Raw genomic sequence first — 19,021 nt, 5'->3', positions numbered from 1 at the left:
GCCGCGGATTGCGAACCGGCAGCGTTCGGCCGCCGGCCCGAGCCCCGTTTCTGCCGTTCGATCGGCACGCGGCTGCGCCCCCGCGTGAGCATGTTCACGCGGGGGCGTTGCCGGGTTTCAATCGAAGGTCGGCCTACTCAGCCGCCAGCGCATATTCGAACGTCGGCGCGGGTGCGAGGAACTCGCCCGGCCGCGTGCCCGTCGCCCCGCCATCCTTCTCGAACGTCGGCGTGCCGTTGACCAGGGTCAGCCGCATCGGCGCGGGATCGCGCGTGTAGCGCCAGGTAATACCGCCCATGCCGTCGGGCGCGTCGAAGATCTTGCGTTCCTCGCGCCGCTCGATCTCGTCCATGTTGAACACGGTGATGTCCGCGGGGTTGCCCACCGCCAGCACGCCGCGCCCCTGCAGGTTGAAATGCTCGGCGAGCTTGCCGGTCTGGACGTGGACCGCCTCCTCGATCGTGATCTTGCCCTGGCGGACATAGTAAGTGAACAGCAGCATGTTCTCGCCCGGCCCGCAGAACATCTGCGCATGCGCGCCCGCGTCGGAGACGTTGCCGACCGATCGCGGATCGCGGATCAGTTCGACGATCACCTCCTCGTTCATCGGATAGGGCGCCATGTGGACGGTGGACTTGATGCCGTTGCGCAGGATCCAGTCCGCCATCGCGTCGGAGCGATGCTCGATCCCGGTCATCTTCATATAGTCGGAAAGAGTGAGGTTCATCGGCCCCACGCCATTATCCGAATTGCGCAGCAGCAGCCGATCGGGATTGCTCATCGGCGCATGCGCCCACGCCTTGGTGTCCCAACTTTCGCGCGCGCGTGCGCGCCAGTCCGGATCGGCGAGCAGCCGTTCCTTCTCTGCCCAACTGTCCGCCGCGACCACCTCATGCCACACGAAATCGCCCGACTGCGCGAAGATCAGCGACTTGGTGAGCGACAGCGTGTTGGTGGGGGAGACGTGGGTATAGGCGGTCCAGAAGTCGCGGCCCTCCGCTTTCAGTGCATCATGCTGCTTTTGCAGGTCGGGCACGATCGGCTTCTGAAAATCGAGCGTCGGGATGCCCGCCCACTGGATACGCACGTCGAGACCCTCGGCCAGCCGCGCGAAGCGTGCGAGGGTCGCCGGGCAATTGAGCCGTATGAACGTGTCCATCACCACCTGGCACACCGTGCCGGGGTTGCGCGACAGCACTTCGAGCAGCGCGCGGAACTCCTTGTCCTCGGCGGCGAAGGTCGGCACCGGCCGGTCGTCGCCGTCGAAATCGAGCTGATTGGTCGAAAGCCCCATCGCGCCCGCCTTGCAGGCATCGTCGAGCAATTCGCACATCTTCGCGATTTCATCGTCGGTCGCGGCGCGCGTCCAGGCATCCATGCCCATCGCCGCCAGCCGGATCGCGATGTGGCCGACGAAGGCGGCATAGTTCAGCGGAATTTTGACGTTCTTCGTCATCGACGCCTTATATTCGGACCATCTGCGCCAGTCCCATGGCAGTTCGTTGACGAAAGCCTGCTTATCGATGTCCTCGAAGAAGGCGAAGATGCCGACGATCTCGTTGCGCACCGCCTCGTCATCGGAGATCGGTGCGGCGGAAAAGCCGCAATTGCCCATAACGATCGTCGTCGCGCCGTAGCCGGGCAGGGGATTAAGATCGTCCTGCCACCACATCGTAGCGTCATAATGGGTGTGCGGCTCGATGAATCCCGGCGTCACATAGCAGCCGGTGGCATCCACCACCCGCTCACCCGGCTTTGCTTCGAGATCGCTTCCGATTTCGGCGACGGTGCTGCCCGTCACCCGTACATCGGCCTTCCTGGCCGGCCGCAGCGTGCCGTCGACAACGGTGCCGCCGCGGATCAATATATCTGCCATGACCTCTCCCTTCGCTGCATCCGGCGCTCCGGGAGTCTGCATCCGCCCCCTTAGCCGGAAGACCCGCAGAATATGGGAGTTTGGCGCCCGTCAAATCGTCCAGCGCCGGGAGGGATCGTGGAGGGATCCCTCTGGGGTGCATCGTGCGAGCCGCAATGCGACGCCGCGGGCTATCAGGCGTTGTCCGCCGTCACATCCTTGATCACGGTCTTGAGCGGCGCAAAGTTGCCGAAAAGCCCGCGCAAGTCGGCGCGCCGGCTGAGGACGTCGGCCAATGTGTAGCGATCGAGTACGGCGAGGAAGGCTTGCGTCGCTTCGTTGAGGATGCGGGGCAAGGTGCAGGCGGGCGCGATCAGGCAGGAACTGCAGTCGACGAGGTCGAAGCCGGTTTCGGTATGGCGGATGATCGCTCCGATCGTGATGTCGCCGGCCGGGCGGCCCAGCTTGAGGCCGCCATTGCGGCCGCGCACCGCGGTGATGAACCCGGCCTGGTTCAGATCCTGGACGATCTTCTTCAGCGTGTCCTTCGAGATGTCATAGACCTGCGCGATCTCGGCGATCGACGAGAGATCGCCCTCGTCGCGCGCGCCGACATGGAGGAGCACGCGGACGGCATAGTCGGTGTAGCGGGTCAGCTGCACGGAAGGGCACCAGCGAAAGGCATCGCCCGCTCATGACGCGCAAGACGGTCCGGCTCAAGCCGGACCGTCTTGCTGGCGCGATCGGAGGGGTAGGCTGTCAAGCCGCGAGCCTCACATCGTCGGCATGCTCGGGGTAGGGCGCGATCTGCCCCGCCGCCTGCCCGCCAAGCTCATCGGCAAAGCCATGGTTGACGTCGCGGTGATGCGCCTCGTCGGCCCGGACCTTGAGCACCACATCCCGCAAGGTCGCATGCGTGGGCAGCTTCCAATAGTGGAGTGCGACCGCGGGGGCGGGGCCGTTGACGATCCGGCCGGCGTCGATCGCCTGAAGGAAGTGGGTGTAGCTGATCACCGCTTCCTCCTCGAAATAGCCGACGACGCGATGCGCGACCCGCGGTGCGACAAGGTAGAGCGCGAAGAAGGCGGTGTAGAAGCCCGCCTGCACCAGCAGGATCAGCAGCCGTTCGAGGATGTTGGGCTGCGCCACCGCGACGAAGGTCATCAGATGCATCCGCTCATTCTCGGCTTCCTCCATCAAGGTGCGGATCCAGCCATTGTCATCGACCATGTGGCGCAGGCACTTCAGGTGAGTCAGCGTCGCGCCGACCATGCCGGGCACCGCCGCGACGGTTTCGATCACGATCGCGCGATGGCCGTGGCGCTGCTGAAACAGCAGGTCCGCGAAGAAGCGCATGGTCTTGGTGAACCCCCAGGCGACGCGATCACCCAGATTCTCGGGCCGGCGGTGTTCGATGCTCACTGCAACATGGTCGATCATTTCACATCTCCCTGTCAGCGCGGCGCGTCAGGAGGGCGAGTCGCGTAAGGTGTTTTGGAGTTACCCCTTTGCGGATCGGCATGCAATTAAAAGGTGCTGTTGACTTGCACCTTAATGCCGCCACATAAAGTGCATGTGATTCGCACCTTATGGGATCGACTCCAATGACCCGTCCTCCGTTGATCGATGAGGCGGCGCTGCGCCCGCTGATCGAGCATTTCTACGAACGCGTGCGGGCCGACCCGCTGCTCGGCCCCGTATTCGGCGCCGCCGTCCATGACTGGGATGACCATCATGCGCGGCTCGCCGATTTCTGGTCGTCGGTGATGCTGACGACGGGGCGCTACAAGGGCAACCCGGTCGCGCTTCACCTCATCCATGCCGACAGCATGACGCCCGACCGCTTCGCGCGCTGGCTGACGCTGTGGCGCGAGACCACCGACGAGCGGCTCGATCCCGCCGCGGCGGCCGCGATGCAGGCCAAGGCCGCGCGCATCGCCGAGAGCCTGCAACTCGCCGTCCAGTATCGCAGGCCCGCCGCGGCCTGATCATCCGACCAACAAGGAGACCGACATGTCGTTGACCCCCACGACGATCGCCATTGTCAAGGCCACCGTTCCCGCGCTTGCCAAACATGGCACCGCGATCACAACTGCCATGTATGCCCGGCTGTTCCAGGACGCGCATATCAAGGCATTGTTCAACCACGCCAACCAGGGCGAAAGCGGCGCGCAGGTCCATGCGCTGGCCGCGGCGATCCTTGGCTATGCGCAGAACATCGAGAATCTCGGGGCGCTGGCGCCGGTGGTCGAGCGCATCGCCTACAAGCATGTCGGCTATCACATCCTGCCCGAACATTATCCCTATGTCGCCAATGCGTTGCTCGCGGCGATCAAGGAGGTGCTGGGCGATGCCGCGACCGATGAGATCCTGGCGGCGTGGGGCGAGGCCTATTGGTTCCTCGCTGACATATTGAAGGCGCGAGAGGTTGTGCTGCGCGGTGAGATATTGGCGGCGGAGGGCGGCTGGGACGGCTGGCGCCCGTTCGTGGTGGCGGAAAAGATCCGCGAAAGCAGCACGATCACGTCATTCATCCTGAAACCCGAGGATGGCGGGCCGGTGCTGCGCCACAAGCCCGGCCAGTATCTGACGTTCCGGCTGAAGCCGCAGGGGCGCCCAGAATTGAAGCGCAACTATTCGATTTCCTGCGGACCCAATGGCGCCTTCTACCGCATCTCGGTGAAGCGCGAGGCGGACGGGCAGGGTGGATCGCGCTTCCTGCACGATCAGGTCGCCATCGGCGACGTGCTCGAAACGACGCCGCCCGCCGGCGATTTCTACCTTCCCGAGGCGCCGCAGCGCCCCGTCATCCTGCTGTCCGGCGGGGTCGGGCTGACGCCGATGGTCTCGATGGCGGAGGCGATCGCGCGCGATCATCCGCATGTCGAGGCGCATTATGTCCATGGCACGCTCAACAGCGAGACGCACGCGATGGACGTGCACGTCCAGGCGCTGGCCGCAACCTGCCCGTCGCTCAACGTGACGACCTTCTACAGCGATCCGCTGCTGGACGATCGGCTTGGCGAGACGCACCAGGGCGAGGGCTTCATCCCAATCGACTGGCTGAAGCGCCACACGCCGCTGCTTGAGGCGGACGTGTTCCTGTGCGGCCCCAAGCCCTTCCTGCACAGCTTCGTGACGGGGCTGGCGCTGGCGGGCGTGCCCGCGGCGCGCATCCATTACGAGTTCTTCGGCCCCGCCGACGAACTGATGGCGGCATAGGCGCGATGTGCGCCGCCATATCGCAGCCCTACCGGTCGACGCCGGTATTCACCGAGCAGAGCCTGCCGCAGGCGCTGCAGCGTGAGCATCGGACGAAACCGGGCGTTTGGGGCGTCATCCGCATCCTCGAAGGGCGGCTCCGCTACCAGGTCGAGGACGGTCGGCCGGCGGAGACGCTGACCGCCGACCGCCCCGGCCTGGTGCTGCCCGCCGAGTTGCACCATGTCGAACTGATCGGCCCGGTGACGATGCGGGTCGATTTCTACGATCATGAGCCGGTGGGGTGGAAAGCGAGCTGATCGCACCCGGCATGAAGCCCTTTCCCGCGGCACTTCGCGGGAGAGGTTTGGGTCAATGCGCAGTGCTGATTACCAACGCTTCGGTGCCGGGGGTCACGCGCGCCCGCGCATCGGCGATCACCTCGGCGCGGCATTCATTAGCCTTGCGTTGCATCGACAGGTGAATCCGGTAGATGCCGGGACTGCAGACCGCCTTGGCGGCGCGGTTCAGGCGGGCGTTGAAAACACGCTGACCCGCGGGTGTCGAGAGATCGAGATCTCCGACCCGCGTGGTCACGCTGTCTTCGGCTAGAGGGGTGTGGGCAAGCGCCGGCAACGGCGCGAGTGCCAGCCCGAAGGCCAGCACGAGGTGAAGCCGCATCCTTGATCTCCTGCGAATATCCCCAGTCTTTTTACGCTGGGGTGCGCGCTCCATATCACCGCCGCGCGGCTTCGCCAACAGGGTGTTTCGCTGCGCCAACGGAGGCGCGCATGTGGTGCATATCCGACGCTTGCTTTCCCGGCGGGCGCGCTCAGGTGATGGCGCTCTTCATCGGTCCATGTCAGCCAGCGCCAGCCGCAGCAACTCGCTCATCTCGCGCCGCGCGCCCTCGGCATCGCCCGCCACGATCGCCTGGTGGACGCGCTGGTGCTCGGGAAGGGGATCGCGGGGCAGGCCGTGCTTGCGCTGCTTGAAGCGGGTCGTCCAGCGCACTGCCGCGCCCACGGTGCTGGCGAGTGCTGCCAGCGGCTCATTGCGCGCGGCGTCGAGGATGGCGCGGTGGAAACGCTGGTCGGCGTCCTGCCCGGCGGCATTGCCGAGGCCATAGCGCGCCATGTCGTCAAGCGCAGCGGCCATTTCCGCGACGTCATGATCGTCGCGGCGCAATGCCGCGAACGCCGCCGCGGCAGGCTCGATCACGCCGCGCAGTTCGAACAGCCCGCGGATGAACGCGGCCTCGGGCTCGCCCTCGAACGACCAGGCGAGTACTTCGGGATCGAGCAGGTTCCAGCGGCTGCGCGGGGTGACGCGGGTGCCGGCCTTGGGGCGGCTTTCGACCAGCCCCTTGGCGGCGAGGATGCGGATCGCCTCGCGATAGGCGGTTCGCGAGACGCCCAGCGCCTCGCTCGCCTCGATCTCTCCGCCGAACACGTCGCCCGGCTTGCGCCGGCCGCCGACGATCTCGATGCCGATATCGCGTGCGATCTTGCCGTGGATGCGGGGCGAAGCGCTGCGATGCTCGTCGTCCAAGATCGTCCTCTCCGGCGGGTTCAGTCCTCGAAGGCGTCGGTAACCGACGTTTCCCCGGTCAGGAAAGCATCGGCGACCAGACGGAACGGCGCGACATCCACATCGCTCTTGCCCGCCGCGATCAGAGCCGCGAAGCGCGCATAGAGTTCGGGATATTCGGCCTCGGCCGGGAGCGGTTGCGGCACGCCATCGAGGGTCAGCGTGTTGCCGCCATGCGAGAGCGTGAGCAGGCCGGCGTCGGTCTCGACCTCGATATCCCAGGTCTGCGGGCCGGTCTGGCGCCAGTCGAACTCGGCATTGATCGGCGCGCCGCTGCCGCTGCGCATCGCCAGCCGTGCCGCGATCGGCGCCTTTCGGTTGGCGGGGACTTCAAGGTGCGCCTGCTCCAGCCGCACGGGATCGGCCAGCAGGTGCGTGAGGATCGACAGCGCGTTGATGCCCGGATCGAACACGCCAAGCCCGCCCGGCTGCCAGATCCACGCCTGGCCGGGATGCCAGTGACGGACATCCTCCTTCCACGAGATGTCGATGCGGCGCAGTTCCTTGCCCGCGATCCATTGGCGCGCGGTCTCGACGCCGGCGGCGTAGCGCGAGTGCCAGCTAGCGAACAAGGTTACGCCGGCCGCGTCGGCGGCGCGGGCGAGATCGACCACTTCCGACAGCGTCGCGCCCGGCGGCTTTTCGAGGAACACATGCTTGCCCGCGGCCAGCGCGGCGCGGGCGGCGGCATGGCGCACCTGCGGCGGCTGGCACAGCGCGACCGCATCGAGCGTCGGCTGGTTGGCGAGCATCGCGTCGATGTCCGCATAAGCGGGAATGCCGTCTGCCTGCGCGTTGCGGCTGGCGGTGGCGGCGAGGACGAATTTATCGCTGCCTGCGATCGCGGGCACGTGCTGATCGCGCGCGATCTTGCCGAAGCCGACGATGCCGACCCGGATCACAGCGCGACAACCTTCACATCGACGGCATCGGCCACGGCGAGCGGGTTGCGCACCGGCAGAATGAAGGGCGCCGCCTCCACCTCGAAGATGTCACCCGGCTGCGTTGCGACCCCATCCGAGAAGGAGAGGGTGGCGGTGCCGAAGAAATGGACGTGAACGTCACCCGGCCGGCGAAACCCAGCATATTTGAAATGGTGATGTTCGAGATTGTGCACCGAGTGCGACATATTGTCCTCGCCCGAGAGGAAGGGCTTTTCCCACAATGTCAGGCCGTTGCGCAGGATGCGGCTGGTGCCGCGAATGTCCCGCGGCAGATCGCCGAGCAGCAATTCGGGCCCGAGCGCCGCCGGCCGCAGCTTGCTGTGCGCGAGCCACAGATAATTGCCGCGCTCGGTCACATGATCGGAGAACTCGTTGCCAAGCGCGAAGCCGATGCGCACCGGTTCGCCGCCCGGACCGATCAGGTAGATGCCGGCGATCTCGGGTTCCTCGCCGCCATCCAGCGCGAAGTTCGGCATGGTCAGCGGCGCGCCCGGTGCGACGAGGATCGCACCATCGCCCTTGTAGAACCATTCCGGCTGAACGCCGGCACCGCCATCGGCGGGCTTGCCGCCTTCGACGCCCATCAGGAACATCTTCATGGAATCTGTCGGCGCCGGGTTCTCCACCGCCGCGCGGTGCATCTTGTCGCGCCCCTCGGCCGAGCCGAGATGGGTGAGGCCGGTGCCGCTGACGAGCAGATGCGCCGCATCTTCATGGTCGATCGGCGCGAGCAGAGTTACCGCGCCGAGGTCGATCGGATTGCCGAGCCGGAGCGCGGCGTGGGCCGCGAGCGTTTCGCCCGCCGCCAGCGCCGCCTCCGCGAGCGCGAGGGTGGAGGCGAAGCCCTCCACCCGGCGCGCATCGCCTTCACCATCGAGCGCGGCGACGCCGCGCGCACCATCGTCGAACTGAACGAGCGAACGGATCACCGCGGCGACCCCTCACGCTTGCCGTCGAGGCGGCGGGCGATGGCCCACGGATTGGCATCGCTGATCGCATCCGGCAGCAGCGAAGCCGGCAGGTTCTGGAAGCAGACCGGGCGCAGGAAGCGATAGATGGCGAGCGTGCCGACCGAGGTGGTGCGGCCATCGCTGGTGGCGGGGAAGGGGCCGCCATGGACCATCGCCGGGCTGACCTCGACGCCAGTCGGCCAGCCATTGGCGAGGATGCGGCCGACGCGATCGGCGAGCACCGGGATCAGCGCCTTGGCATCCGCCTCGTCGGCGGGATCGAGCAGCAAGGTCGCGGTAAGCTGGCCCTCGAGGGCGGCGACCACCGCGGTCAGTTCCTGCAGATCCTGGCAGCGCACGACCACCGAGGAGGCGCCGAACACTTCATGACCCAGCGCGGCATCGGCGATGAAGCTCTTGCCGTCCGTCTCGAACAGCGCGCCGATCGCCTGGTTCTCGCCTTCGCCCTTCTGGCTGCGGGCAACGGTGCGTACGGCATCGTTGGTGGCGAGCGCATCGACGCCCTTTTCATAGGCGGCGTGGATACCGGGAGTGAGCATCGTGGTCGAGCGGCAGGCGCCGAGCGCTGCACCGGCACGCGCAACGAACGCGTCCAGTGCAGGCGAATCGATGCCGAGGACGAGGCCGGGATTGGTGCAGAACTGACCGGCACCCATCGTCAGCGATCCGATATAGGCGTCCGCCAGCGCCTCGCCGCGCGCTTCGAGCGCCGCCGGGAACAGGATCACCGGGTTGATGCTCGACATCTCGGCATAGACCGGGATCGGCTCGGCGCGGCTCGCCGCGATGCGCATCAGCGCGAGACCGCCGCCGCGGGAACCGGTGAAGCCAACCGCCTTGATGCGCGGATCGGAGACCAGCGCGCCGCCCAGCTCATTGGTTTCGCCCGGCAGATAGGAGAAGACGCCGGCCGGCAGCCCGCTCGCGTCGACCGCCTTGCGGATCGCGCGCGCGACCAGTTCGCCGGTGCCCGGATGCGCCGGGTGGCCCTTGACGATCACCGGGCAGCCGGCGGCGAGCGCCGAGGCGGTGTCGCCACCCGCCACCGAGAAGGCAAGCGGGAAGTTGGAGGCGCCGAACACGGCGACCGGGCCGACCGCGAGGTTGACGCGGCGGAGGTCCGGGCGGGGCAGCGGCGCGCGATCGGGCAGCGCCGGATCGATCGTCGCATCCAGGAAATCGCCCTGGCGAACGACGCCGGCGAACATGCGGAGTTGGCCGACGGTGCGGCCGCGCTCACCCTCCAGGCGGGCGCGGGGCAGGCCGCTCTCGGCCATCGCGCGAACGATCAGATCGTCACCGATCGCGAGGATCTCCTCGGCGATGCGCTCCAGAAAGGCGGCGCGGCTTTCCGGATCGGTGGTCGAATAAGCGGGGAAGGCCGCAGCGGCGAGCGAGGCGGCATCGGCCACCGCGTCGGCCCCCGCCGAGGAGAAGTCGGGGGTCAGCGCCGCGCCCGTGGACGGGTCCACGGAACCGAAACGCGCCTCGGCCTGGCGCAGCTCTGCGCCGATCAGCATCGCACCGTCGATCATTGGAATAACTCCCAGGAATAACTCAGACATAATAGGAAGAAGGGCCGAGGGGTGCAACCCTGACAGCGGTTGATGTCAGGGTTGCGGACACAGTTCGTCACCCGGCGTGGCGGGCTGGTCGGGAACGCCGGATGTGACGGGTGGCGCCATCATCAGGCTGGCGGTGGGTCCGGGCAGGGCCGGGTCGGTGGCAGCGTAGAAGGGGTCGTGCTGGGCTTCATCGAGCGTCACGAAGCGGAAGCCGAGGGCGCGGTACTGCTCCAGCAGGCGCGGCAGCATGCGCGCGCCGAACGCACCGATGTGGAGCAGCAGCACCTGCGGCACCTCACGCCGCGCGACCGTTTTCGCGTTGAAGCGCGCCCGGGCCGCATCTGCGCGCGCGGCATCGAGATAGCGGCTTTCCAGATCGGCGATTGCAGCCTCGTTGCCCTGCGTTACGCAGCGGGCGTAGGGCACGTTGTAGGCGAAGTCTGCGAAAGACATGGTCACAGCCGCAATCTTGTAACCGCGTTCGGCAAGCGCGGCGCGCACCTCGTCGCGGTCCTCCAACTGCTCGCCTTCATCAAGGAAGGGATAGCGGAAGCGCTTCGGTTGGCTGAGTAGAAACGAGGCGTTGGCATCAATCTCGGCAATGAACGCCGCGGCGCCCACCTTGCTTAGCCCCCGATGGTTAAAGGTGTGATCGCCCAGCGGCAGTCCCGCTGCCTTCCATGCCGCCAGGACCTCGGCGGATCCGGGCTCTACGTTGGCGCCGTTGACGAAACCGGTTGCAGGTACATGCGCATCTTTCAGCGCGGCAATCGTGGCGCGGGCGATGCCGATCGGTGTTTCGCCAGGGGGCAGTGGGCCGTGCACGGGCAAATCGTCGATCGTCACCGCCAGCATCGGCTGCGCCGACACGGTGGACGGTGGTGAACCGGGCACAGACATGCATCCGGCAAGGAGCATATATACGACCAAGCTGGCGCTACCTATCCGCATATCTCCTCCCCTTATCATCAGCCCTAGCATAGACGCGGAGGGGAGCGAGGAAGAAGCGTGGTCTGACCTGAGTTCGAGCTGCTTGCCTACTGGCCAAAGGCCAAACTGCCAGCGTCGTAGCGCTGCAGAACTATCTCTTCTTTCTCACGATCGCGCCATTCGCCGCGCCACGCATCCCAGTTCGATATTGATAGTTATTCGCAAGATGGTTAGGCCCTTTCTCGGAGGGGGCGGCGGCAATGATTCTGGCGGACAAGACGGCGTGACGAAGCCGAAGATGATGGAAAGCGGGGGCCTGTCGATGGCCGCGCGGCTGGCGGCGGTGCCTGGCGGATATGCGCTCGTCAGCCTCGTCTGCGCCTGTCTCGCCCGGCTGCTGCCTGCCGAGCGGGTGGAGGCGGTGACTGTTTCGATGCTGCTTTCCTTCCTGCTTTATGCGCTGATCTTGCTCGGGGTGTTCGCGGCGCGCAGCGTGGCGAAGCTGTGGCTGTGGATGGCCTCAGCTGCGGCGCTGGCTGGCGCGGTGCTGCTGGCTTCGCTCTGGGGCGGAGGGCGGCTTTGAAGGCGGGGTTCCGCCAATCGATGGCGTGGCTGCACACCTGGTCGGGCCTGCTGCTTGGCTGGTTGCTGTTCGTGATGTTCGCCTGCGGCACCGCCGCCTATTTCCAGGATGAGATTACACGCTGGATGCAGCCCGAGGTGACGACCGAAGTCACTCCAGCGAAGGCTGCGGATGCGGCGGCGCGCTGGCTGCAGGCAAACGCGCCGGGCGCCTCGCGCTGGTACATCACCTTGCCCGGCAAGCGATCGGCGACGACGCAATTGTTCTGGACCCCGGGGGAGGGGCGCACGCGCGGCCCGCGGACCAAGGCGGTGATCGATGGCAACGGGCAGGAGGTCGCCGCACGCGCCAGCGCCGGCGGCTATTTCCTCTATCGTTTCCATTTCGACCTTCACTACATCCCGGTGATCTGGGCGCGCTACATCGTCGGCGTCGGGGCGATGTTCATGCTGGTCGCGATCTTTTCCGGCATCGTCACGCACAAGAAGATCTTTGCCGATTTTTTCATGCTGCGGTTTGGGAAGGGGCAGCGGAGCTGGCTCGATGCGCACAACGTCACTGCCGTGTTGGCACTGCCCTTCTATTTGATGATCACCTATACCGGGCTGGTCTCGCTCGACCGGCAATATGTGCCCGCGCCGATCGCGGCTGCCTATCCCGAGCCCGACGCCTTCAATGCGGAAAGCTTCCCGCAGGGGGGCGAGGCCGAGGCTGCGGGCAAACCCGCGCCGCTCGCCTCGCTGGCAACGATGGTCGCAATCGCGGATCGCCACTGGGGCGGCGCGGGTGTCGGCTATGCCTATGTCACCAACCCCGGTGACGCGGCGGCGCGGGTGGTGCTGACCCGCGCGCCCAGCGCCTCGATGGACAGCAATGGCGAGACGCTGCAGTTCGATGGGGTCAGCGGCCGGCTGCTGTGGGTGGCGCCTGAGGCGGGCGCGGCAATGCGCACGCGCGGCGTGATGATCGGCCTCCATGCCGGGCGCTATGCGGATGTCGCGCTGCGCTGGCTCTATTTCCTCTCGGGGCTGGACGGCACGATCATGGTCGGCACCGGGCTGATCCTGTGGACGGTCAAGCGCCGATCAAAACTGCCCGATCCCGTGCGGCCGCATATCGGCTTCCGTATCGTCGAGCGGCTGAACATCGCGGTGATTCTCGGCTTCCCGATCGGCCTCGCCGGCTATTTTCTTGCCAACCGACTGCTGCCGCTGGGCATGGCCGCGCGCGCCGATTGGGAGGTGCACAGCCTGTTCCTGACCTGGGGCGCGATGCTGCTGATCGCGCTCGTCCGCCCGCCGCGGCGGGCATGGATCGAACTCAGCGCAGTGGGTGCGCTGCTGTTCGGCGCCATCCCGCTGGTCAGCGCGCTGACAACCGATCGCACCCTTGTCGCCAGCCTGCTGGCGGGCAACTGGACCTTCATCGGTTTCGAACTGACGATGATCGCGTTCGCCGCAGCCTTTGCGTGCGCGAGCTGGAAGGTGGCGGCAGCGGCGGTCGCCGCCAGGGGTCGGCCGCATCGGGTGAAGCGCTCGCACCATGGGGAAGCGCGGGCATGATCGTGCAGATCCTCGCGCATCTTGCGATGCTGGCGCTGGCGACGGGCGGCTTCATGCTGCTGTGCGCGGCCAATCCCCGGCACCAGCAGGGGCTGCTGCGTCGGCGGCTGGATGCGGGCATGTCGCGCCGGTTCTATTGGGCAGGCTGGGTTGTGCTGGCGGCAGCCATCCCAGTGGCCTGGACGGCTTATCACACGGCCACCGGCACGGTCGTTCTGTTCGGCTTCGCCACGCTCGGCGCGGCGATCACCATCGCCTTCGCCAATCGCGGCAAAGCGTAGAGGCGCGACTCTTTTCGCGGCCGCGCCCCAGGAAGGCCATGTCCTCCCCGAGCGAAGCTCGAGGAGGAAATACCGTCGTCAGATGAAACGGTTGATCAGGTTCTCGATGCGCTCCTGACGGCCGGAGCGCGGCTTGGGATCGAGCGCCTTAGCTTCCGCGAGGTCGGCGATGCCGGCGAGGTCGAGGGTGCCGATCTGGCCGCCCAGTTCGCCGTCCCAGCCGGCATAGCGCTCCGCCTTGATCGCATCGAGGCGGCCGTCCTCGATCAGTGCCGCCGCATTGAGCAGGCCGCGCGCGACCGTGTCGATGCCGCCGATATGGCCGTAGAACAGGTCCACCGCGTCCATCGACTGGCGGCGCACCTTGGCGTCGAAGTTGAAGCCGCCGGTGGTGAAGCCGCCCGCGCGGATGATCTCGACCATCGCCAGCGTCAGTTCCTCGACCGAGTTGGGGAACTGGTCGGTATCCCAGCCATTCTGGTGATCGCCGCGATTGGCGTCGATCGAACCGAAGATGCCGAGCGCGCCGGCGGTGGCGATCTCATGCTCGAAGGTGTGGCCGGCGAGGGTCGCATGGTTGGCCTCGATGTTGACGCGGACTTCGTCTTCCAAGCCGTAGCGCTTGAGGAAGCCATACACCGTCGCGGTGTCAAAGTCGTACTGGTGCTTGGTCGGCTCGTGCGGCTTCGGTTCGATCAGGATCGTGCCCTTGAAGCCGATCTTGTGCTTGTGCTCGACGACCAGCGACAGGAAGCGGCCGAAATTGTCGAGTTCGCGCTTGAGGTTGGTGTTGAGCAGCGTCTCATAGCCTTCGCGGCCGCCCCACAGCACATAGTTGGAGCCGCCCAGGCGATGCGTCGCTTCCAGCGCATCGCGCACCTGCATCGCGCCGAAGGCATAGACTTCGGGATCGGGGTTGGTGGCGCCGCCGGCGGCGAAGCGCGGGTGGCTGAACAGGTTGGCCGTTCCCCACAAAAGCTTGCGGCCCGACGAGGCCTGTAGCGCTTCGAGATGGTCAACCGCCTCGGCGAAGAAGCGGCGATGCTCGGCGACGCCCTCGGCCGCAGCCATCACGTCGACGTCGTGGAAGCAGTAATAGGGCACGTCGAGGCGGGTGAAGAAATCGAACGCGACTTCGCGCTTGGCCTTGGCGGCGGCACTGTCATTGGCGCCCTGGTGCCACGGGCGGTTGAAGGTGCCGCCGCCGAACACGTCCGAACCCGGCCACACGAAGGTGTGCCAGAAGCAGATGGCGAAGCGCAGATGGTCTTCCATCCGCTTGCCCAGCACCACCCGATCCTTGTCGTAGAAGCGGTAGGCCAGCTCGTTGTCGCTGTCGGGGCCTTCGTAGCGGATCGTCGGGATATCGGCGAAGAAGTTGGACATCAGTGGTTCCTCGGAGTGATGCGGGGATAGGCGTCGCGGAACGCGGCTTGCTTGGGGGCAAGCCGGTCCACCAGTTCGGGATCGGGGGCGATGCTGTGGGAGACGGGCGGAGCGGCGCAGACCTCGGCCGGCGTGCCGCCATCGACCGCAAGCTGGGCGAGCCGTGCGGCACCGAGTGCCGGGCCGACTTCGCCACCCTTGAGGTAGACCAGTTCGACGCCGAGCGCCGCCGCCAATGTCTCGCCCCAATAGCGCGAGCGTGCGCCGCCGCCGATCACCGACAGGCGCTCGACCTGCGTGCCGGCCTCACGAAGCACGTCCAGTCCGTCGCCCAGCGCGAAGGCGACGCCTTCGAGCACGCTCTGCGCGAGCTTCTCCGGCGTCGTGTCATTGTCGAGGCGGAGGAAGGCGCCGCGCACCTCGGCGTCGTTGTGCGGCGTGCGCTCGCCAGAGAGATAGGGCAGGAACAGTTCGGGACCGCTTGCGGGACCGGTGGCCTCGGCGCGGGCGAACAGGTCGGCGGCGCCGGCGGCACCGGTCAGCCGCGCGACCCAGTCGATGCAGGCGGCGGCGGAAAGGTGGACCGACATCTGGTGCCACAGGCCCGGCAGACAGTGGCAGAAGGCGTGGACTGCGCGCGCCGGGTTGGGCCTGAAGCCGTCGGTGGCGACGAAGATCACGCCCGAGGTGCCGAGCGAGAGCAGCGCATCGCCATCCTGCACCACGCCGACACCTGCGGCGCCCGCCGCATTGTCCCCGGCGCCGCCGACGACGGGAACGGCAGGGACGCCCCACAGCTCGGCGATCTCTGCGCGGAGCGTGCCGGTGATGTCCGTGCCCTCGACCGCGCGTGGCATATGACCGCGGGTAAGGCCGGTGGCGGCGAGCAACTCGTCACTCCAGTCCCGCGCGCCGGTATCCAGCCACAATGTGCCGGCAGCGTCGGACATGTCGGACGCCTTCTCACCCGTCATCCGCAGCCGCACATAATCCTTGGGCAGTAGCACGGTGCGGACGGCCTCGAACAGCGCCGGCTCATGATCGCGCACCCATAGCAATTTGGGCGCGGTGAAGCCGGGCATCGCGATGTTGCCCGATATGCTGCGCAGCCCAGGCGCCGCCGCCTCCAGTTTCTCGCACTCGGCGAAGGAGCGCCCGTCGTTCCAGAGGATGGCCGGGCGCAGCGGCGTGTCGTCCGCGCCGAGCAGGGTCGCGCCGTGCATCTGGCCGGCGATGCCGACGCCGCGCACCGCGCGTCGCACCGCGGCGGGGATCGCCTGCACCGCGGCGGTTGTCGCCGCCCACCAGGCTTCGGGATCCTGTTCGGACCATAGCGGCTGCGGGCGCTGGACGGTGAGGGCGGCGGTGCTCTGCGCGACAACGGCGCCATGCTCGTCGAGCACCACCGCCTTGACGCCCGATGTGCCGATATCGATGCCGAGAAACATCAGCGGGCGCTCATTTCACAAACGGGTCGATGGTGCGGATCGTGCCGTCCGTATTGTAGAACAGCTCGGTCACCTTGACGTTGCGCAGCCGCGTTTGGCCGGAAAGCTGGCTGTCGGCATAGAACAGCCACCAGCGGCCGTCCTTCTCGACGATCGAGTGATGCGTCGTCCAGCCCTGCACCGGTTCGAGGATGCGGCCCTTGTAGGTGAAGGGCCCGTAAGGCGAATCACCGATCGCGTAGACGAGATAGTGCGTGTCGCCGGTCGAGTAGCTCAGATAATATTTGCCCTTGTACTTGTGCATCCAGGCGGCTTCGAAAAAGCGGCGGTCGGCATCGCCGCCGAGCAGCGGCTTGCCGGCTTCATCGACGATCAGCACATCGCGGGGTTTTTCGGCGAACTCCATCATGGTGCCGTCCAGGCGCGCGACCTTGGGCGTCAGCGCGGGCTTGTCGGGCGCTTCGAGATCGGTCTTTGAACCATTGGGCTCATAGGTGCCGGTGGTATTGCGCTGGAGCTGGCCGCCCCAGATCCCGCCGAAATACATATAACTCTTGCCGTCATCGTCAGTGAACACCGACGGGTCGATCGAGAAGCTGCCCTTGATCGGCTGCGGATTGGCCTTGAACGGCCCGACCGGCGATTTGGAGGTCGCGACGCCGATGCGGAATGCGCCCTGCCGGTCCTTGGCGGGGAAGTAGAGATAATAAGTGCCGTTGCGATAGGCCGCGTCGGGCGCCCACATCTGCTTTTCGGCCCACGGCACTTGCGCGACATCGAGCGCGACAGGATGGATCGTGACCTTGCCGCCGACCTTGTCCATGCTGAGGATGCGATAGTCGCGCATTTCGAAATGGCCGCCCAGATCGTCCTCTGCAGCGGGACCGTCGATGTCGTGGCTGGGATAGATGTAGATCTTGCCGTTCCACACATGGGCGGAAGGATCGGCGGTGTAGATTTCGCTGACCAGCGGCTGCGAGAGATAACGGCGGCCATCGGGCGCTCGTGGCTCATCGGCACGCACGGGGGCCGCAGCGGCAATCAGCCCGATGCTTGCCATCAGCGGCAACGCGATCCGGGCGCGTGAGCTTCTCATCATCCTCTCCTCCTCGGCTCCATCCACCGTATCGACGGACGGTAGCGCTACCATCGACATGGCGCAAGTGCGCCATGCGTGGGATCATAAGGGGGATGGCAGGAGACGGGAAGGGGGAGGCACGCATATCGTGCCTGCCCTGACGGCTCAGGCGAGCTTAAGCCCTTCCTTGTTCATGCGGGCGGTAAGTTCACGCGATGCAGCCTCGTCGAGACGTGCGTCGAGCGCCGGGAACAGATCCTCTTCTTCCGCGCGCATATGCGTTTCAAGGCTGGCGCGGAGCTGACGAAGCCGGGAGATGAAAGCGTCTCCCTGACGCGGCATCCGCTCGAGCTCGAACAGCGCATGCTTCACGTCGCCATGGTCGCTCACCAGCCGTTCGGCCTCGATCGCATCGCCATGATCGCGCAATGCCGGGTAGATCACATTTTCTTCCTGGAACGCGTGCTTGCTTAATGCGTGCTTGATCTGGGTGAGGAGCACGGTGCGGCGGGCGGTCTGGCTATCGTCGGTGGCCTCGATCAGTTCGAACAGCCGCAACACCGCCTTGTGTTCGGCCGCCAGCGCGTCGCGCCAGCCGCCGGCAAGAACGGTGGGGGCCTGCACTGCCAGCTTGCGGCCGAAATTGGCGGCAAGCCCTGCCACGACGCCGAGAGCTGCGGCCCCTGCGATCTTGAAGACGTTGGAGCGGTCGAAGTTGGCGCTGGGCTTGACGGGATCGTGCGTTGCGGCGGGGTTGATCGCCTCGACATCGACCACCTCGGCCGGGGCGGTTTTACCCCCTGCGCGTGGCTTGGTGGTGGTGGCGCGGTCGGCCTGGGGCGCCGCGGCCTTGCTCTTCGTCGTGCTCGCCATGTTGACCTCCGGTTGGAACTTGCTCGCCGAATCAACAATGCGGCGGCGCGTGGGTTCCGGTCGGTCTCGGCGAATGCGCTCGATCAGGTCGCCGGCGGCGTCTCGAAGCGCTCGATCACCCAGGCTTCTTCCTGCGCCGCGGCCAGCCAATCCTGCATATAAGGGTGGCTGAGCACTGCATCCATATAGGGAGCGGCGAAACGCGGCACGGGCACCGAATAGGTGACAAATCGGGTGACGACGGGCGCGAACATGATGTCCGCGGCGCCGAATTCTCCGAACAGGAAATCGCCCGTACCGCCATAGCGCGCACGCGCCTGCGCCCACAGAGTGAGGACGCGGGTGATGTCGGCGAACACGTCCGGTGCCAGCGGTCGGGGCGGAAATTGCTGGCGGATGTTCATGCTGAGGTTGCGGCGCAGCGCCGCGAAGCTCGAATGCATTTCGGCCGCCATCGATCGCGCCATGGCGCGCGCGCCGTCATCCTCGGGCCAGAAACGGTTGCGGTCGGTCTTTTCCGCAAGCCATTCAATGATCGCCAGCGAATCCCATACGACGATCTCGCCGTCCCACAGGATCGGCACCTTGCCGGAAGAGGGCGCGAACTCGTCGCCCTCGCGGCGCTTGTCCCAATCATCGTCGTACAGCGGGACGACGACCTCCTCGAAGGGAAGGCCCGACTGCTTGGCAGCGAGCCAGCCGCGCAGCGACCAGGAGGAGTAAGCCTTGTTGCCGATGATGAGCTTGAGCATCC

Annotated in this window: 20 protein-coding genes; 6 read left to right on the top strand and 14 right to left on the bottom strand. The window is 66.5% G+C overall.

The features are described from left to right. Window positions 1-133 precede the first annotated feature (133 nt). The 3 genes from FHS96_RS24485 to FHS96_RS24475 all read right to left on the bottom strand — a co-directional run bounded on the left by FHS96_RS24485 (window position 134) and on the right by FHS96_RS24475 (window position 3,295). Window positions 134-1,876, bottom strand: coding sequence for an N-acyl-D-amino-acid deacylase family protein (locus tag FHS96_RS24485; RefSeq protein WP_429598155.1), 1,743 nt, complete (start codon window positions 1,874-1,876; stop codon window positions 134-136). A 173-nt stretch (window positions 1,877-2,049) separates the two neighbouring features. Continuing rightward, the gene (locus FHS96_RS24480; RefSeq protein ID WP_429598153.1) at window positions 2,050-2,517 is read right to left on the bottom strand and encodes an Rrf2 family transcriptional regulator; all 468 of its coding nucleotides are present in this window, start codon (window positions 2,515-2,517) and stop codon (window positions 2,050-2,052) included. A 97-nt stretch (window positions 2,518-2,614) separates the two neighbouring features. Further along, on the bottom strand, window positions 2,615-3,295 hold the full coding sequence (locus tag FHS96_RS24475; protein ID WP_429598151.1) for an alternative oxidase: 681 nt from the start codon (window positions 3,293-3,295) through the stop codon (window positions 2,615-2,617). 164 nt (window positions 3,296-3,459) lie between these two features. Here FHS96_RS24475 and FHS96_RS24470 point away from each other — a divergent pair, with 164 nt between their 5' ends. Genes FHS96_RS24470 through FHS96_RS24460 form a run of 3 tightly spaced genes read left to right on the top strand, consistent with a single transcriptional unit; the run spans window position 3,460 to window position 5,376 of the window. Further along, window positions 3,460-3,843, top strand: a complete 384-nt coding sequence (locus tag FHS96_RS24470) for a group III truncated hemoglobin (RefSeq protein ID WP_429598149.1) — start codon at window positions 3,460-3,462, stop codon at window positions 3,841-3,843. 25 nt (window positions 3,844-3,868) lie between these two features. Continuing rightward, window positions 3,869-5,077: an NO-inducible flavohemoprotein gene (gene hmpA, locus FHS96_RS24465; protein WP_429598147.1), complete on the top strand. Its 1,209-nt coding sequence runs from the start codon at window positions 3,869-3,871 to the stop codon at window positions 5,075-5,077. Window positions 5,078-5,082: 5 nt separating this feature from the next. Further along, window positions 5,083-5,376: a TehB family protein gene (locus tag FHS96_RS24460; RefSeq protein WP_429598145.1), complete on the top strand. Its 294-nt coding sequence runs from the start codon at window positions 5,083-5,085 to the stop codon at window positions 5,374-5,376. 52 nt (window positions 5,377-5,428) lie between these two features. Here FHS96_RS24460 and FHS96_RS24455 read toward each other — a convergent pair whose 3' ends face one another. From FHS96_RS24455 to FHS96_RS24430, 6 genes are all read right to left on the bottom strand, one after another. Continuing rightward, window positions 5,429-5,737 (bottom strand): UrcA family protein, encoded by a 309-nt coding sequence (locus tag FHS96_RS24455; protein WP_429598143.1) that lies wholly within the window; start codon window positions 5,735-5,737, stop codon window positions 5,429-5,431. A gap of 168 nt (window positions 5,738-5,905) precedes the next feature. After that, a complete protein-coding gene (locus FHS96_RS24450; RefSeq protein ID WP_429598141.1) occupies window positions 5,906-6,607 on the bottom strand; it encodes a FadR/GntR family transcriptional regulator in 702 nt (233 codons plus the stop codon). Between the two features lie 20 nt (window positions 6,608-6,627). Continuing rightward, a complete protein-coding gene (locus FHS96_RS24445) occupies window positions 6,628-7,548 on the bottom strand; it encodes a Gfo/Idh/MocA family protein (RefSeq protein ID WP_429598139.1) in 921 nt (306 codons plus the stop codon). Then, a complete protein-coding gene (araD1, locus tag FHS96_RS24440) occupies window positions 7,545-8,519 on the bottom strand; it encodes an AraD1 family protein (protein ID WP_429598137.1) in 975 nt (324 codons plus the stop codon). Before araD1 ends, FHS96_RS24445 begins: the two co-directional genes overlap by 4 nt. Beyond that, complete coding sequence (locus FHS96_RS24435) at window positions 8,516-10,096, bottom strand: aldehyde dehydrogenase (NADP(+)) (RefSeq protein WP_429598135.1); 1,581 nt, start codon at window positions 10,094-10,096, stop codon at window positions 8,516-8,518. The genes araD1 and FHS96_RS24435 overlap by 4 nt, the downstream gene beginning before the upstream one ends. A 75-nt stretch (window positions 10,097-10,171) precedes the next feature. Beyond that, on the bottom strand, window positions 10,172-10,981 hold the full coding sequence (locus FHS96_RS24430) for a polysaccharide deacetylase family protein (protein ID WP_429598133.1): 810 nt from the start codon (window positions 10,979-10,981) through the stop codon (window positions 10,172-10,174). A gap of 358 nt (window positions 10,982-11,339) precedes the next feature. Here FHS96_RS24430 and FHS96_RS24425 point away from each other — a divergent pair, with 358 nt between their 5' ends. Genes FHS96_RS24425 through FHS96_RS24415 form a run of 3 tightly spaced genes read left to right on the top strand, consistent with a single transcriptional unit; the run spans window position 11,340 to window position 13,482 of the window. Then, complete coding sequence (locus FHS96_RS24425; protein ID WP_429598131.1) at window positions 11,340-11,639, top strand: hypothetical protein; 300 nt, start codon at window positions 11,340-11,342, stop codon at window positions 11,637-11,639. Next, window positions 11,636-13,201, top strand: a complete 1,566-nt coding sequence (locus FHS96_RS24420; RefSeq protein WP_429598129.1) for a PepSY-associated TM helix domain-containing protein — start codon at window positions 11,636-11,638, stop codon at window positions 13,199-13,201. Before FHS96_RS24425 ends, FHS96_RS24420 begins: the two co-directional genes overlap by 4 nt. Continuing rightward, window positions 13,198-13,482: a DUF3325 domain-containing protein gene (locus tag FHS96_RS24415; protein ID WP_429598127.1), complete on the top strand. Its 285-nt coding sequence runs from the start codon at window positions 13,198-13,200 to the stop codon at window positions 13,480-13,482. Before FHS96_RS24420 ends, FHS96_RS24415 begins: the two co-directional genes overlap by 4 nt. Window positions 13,483-13,560: 78 nt before the next feature. On the opposite strand, the gene xylA is transcribed toward FHS96_RS24415, so the two are convergent. The 5 genes from xylA to FHS96_RS24390 form a co-directional block, all read right to left on the bottom strand. Further along, a complete protein-coding gene (xylA, locus tag FHS96_RS24410) occupies window positions 13,561-14,868 on the bottom strand; it encodes a xylose isomerase (protein WP_429598125.1) in 1,308 nt (435 codons plus the stop codon). Next, window positions 14,868-16,316, bottom strand: coding sequence for a xylulokinase (xylB, locus tag FHS96_RS24405; RefSeq protein WP_429598123.1), 1,449 nt, complete (start codon window positions 16,314-16,316; stop codon window positions 14,868-14,870). Before xylB ends, xylA begins: the two co-directional genes overlap by 1 nt. A gap of 10 nt (window positions 16,317-16,326) precedes the next feature. Then, window positions 16,327-17,412 carry a glycoside hydrolase family 43 protein gene (locus FHS96_RS24400; protein WP_429598121.1) on the bottom strand — a complete coding sequence of 362 codons (1,086 nt, stop codon included), beginning with the start codon at window positions 17,410-17,412 and terminating at the stop codon, window positions 16,327-16,329. Between the two features lie 147 nt (window positions 17,413-17,559). Beyond that, window positions 17,560-18,417, bottom strand: a complete 858-nt coding sequence (locus FHS96_RS24395) for a hemerythrin domain-containing protein (RefSeq protein ID WP_429598119.1) — start codon at window positions 18,415-18,417, stop codon at window positions 17,560-17,562. Then, window positions 18,351-19,019 carry a glutathione S-transferase family protein gene (locus FHS96_RS24390; RefSeq protein WP_429598117.1) on the bottom strand — a complete coding sequence of 223 codons (669 nt, stop codon included), beginning with the start codon at window positions 19,017-19,019 and terminating at the stop codon, window positions 18,351-18,353. Before FHS96_RS24390 ends, FHS96_RS24395 begins: the two co-directional genes overlap by 67 nt. Window positions 19,020-19,021: the final 2 nt, after the last annotated feature.

It is taken from the genome of Sphingomonas zeicaulis (genome assembly GCF_050433225.1).
GTDB lineage: Bacteria > Pseudomonadota > Alphaproteobacteria > Sphingomonadales > Sphingomonadaceae > Sphingomonas_D > Sphingomonas_D zeicaulis.
The sequence above is the reverse complement of the archived record's forward strand: the minus strand, read 5'-3'. Positions and strand labels throughout refer to the sequence as shown.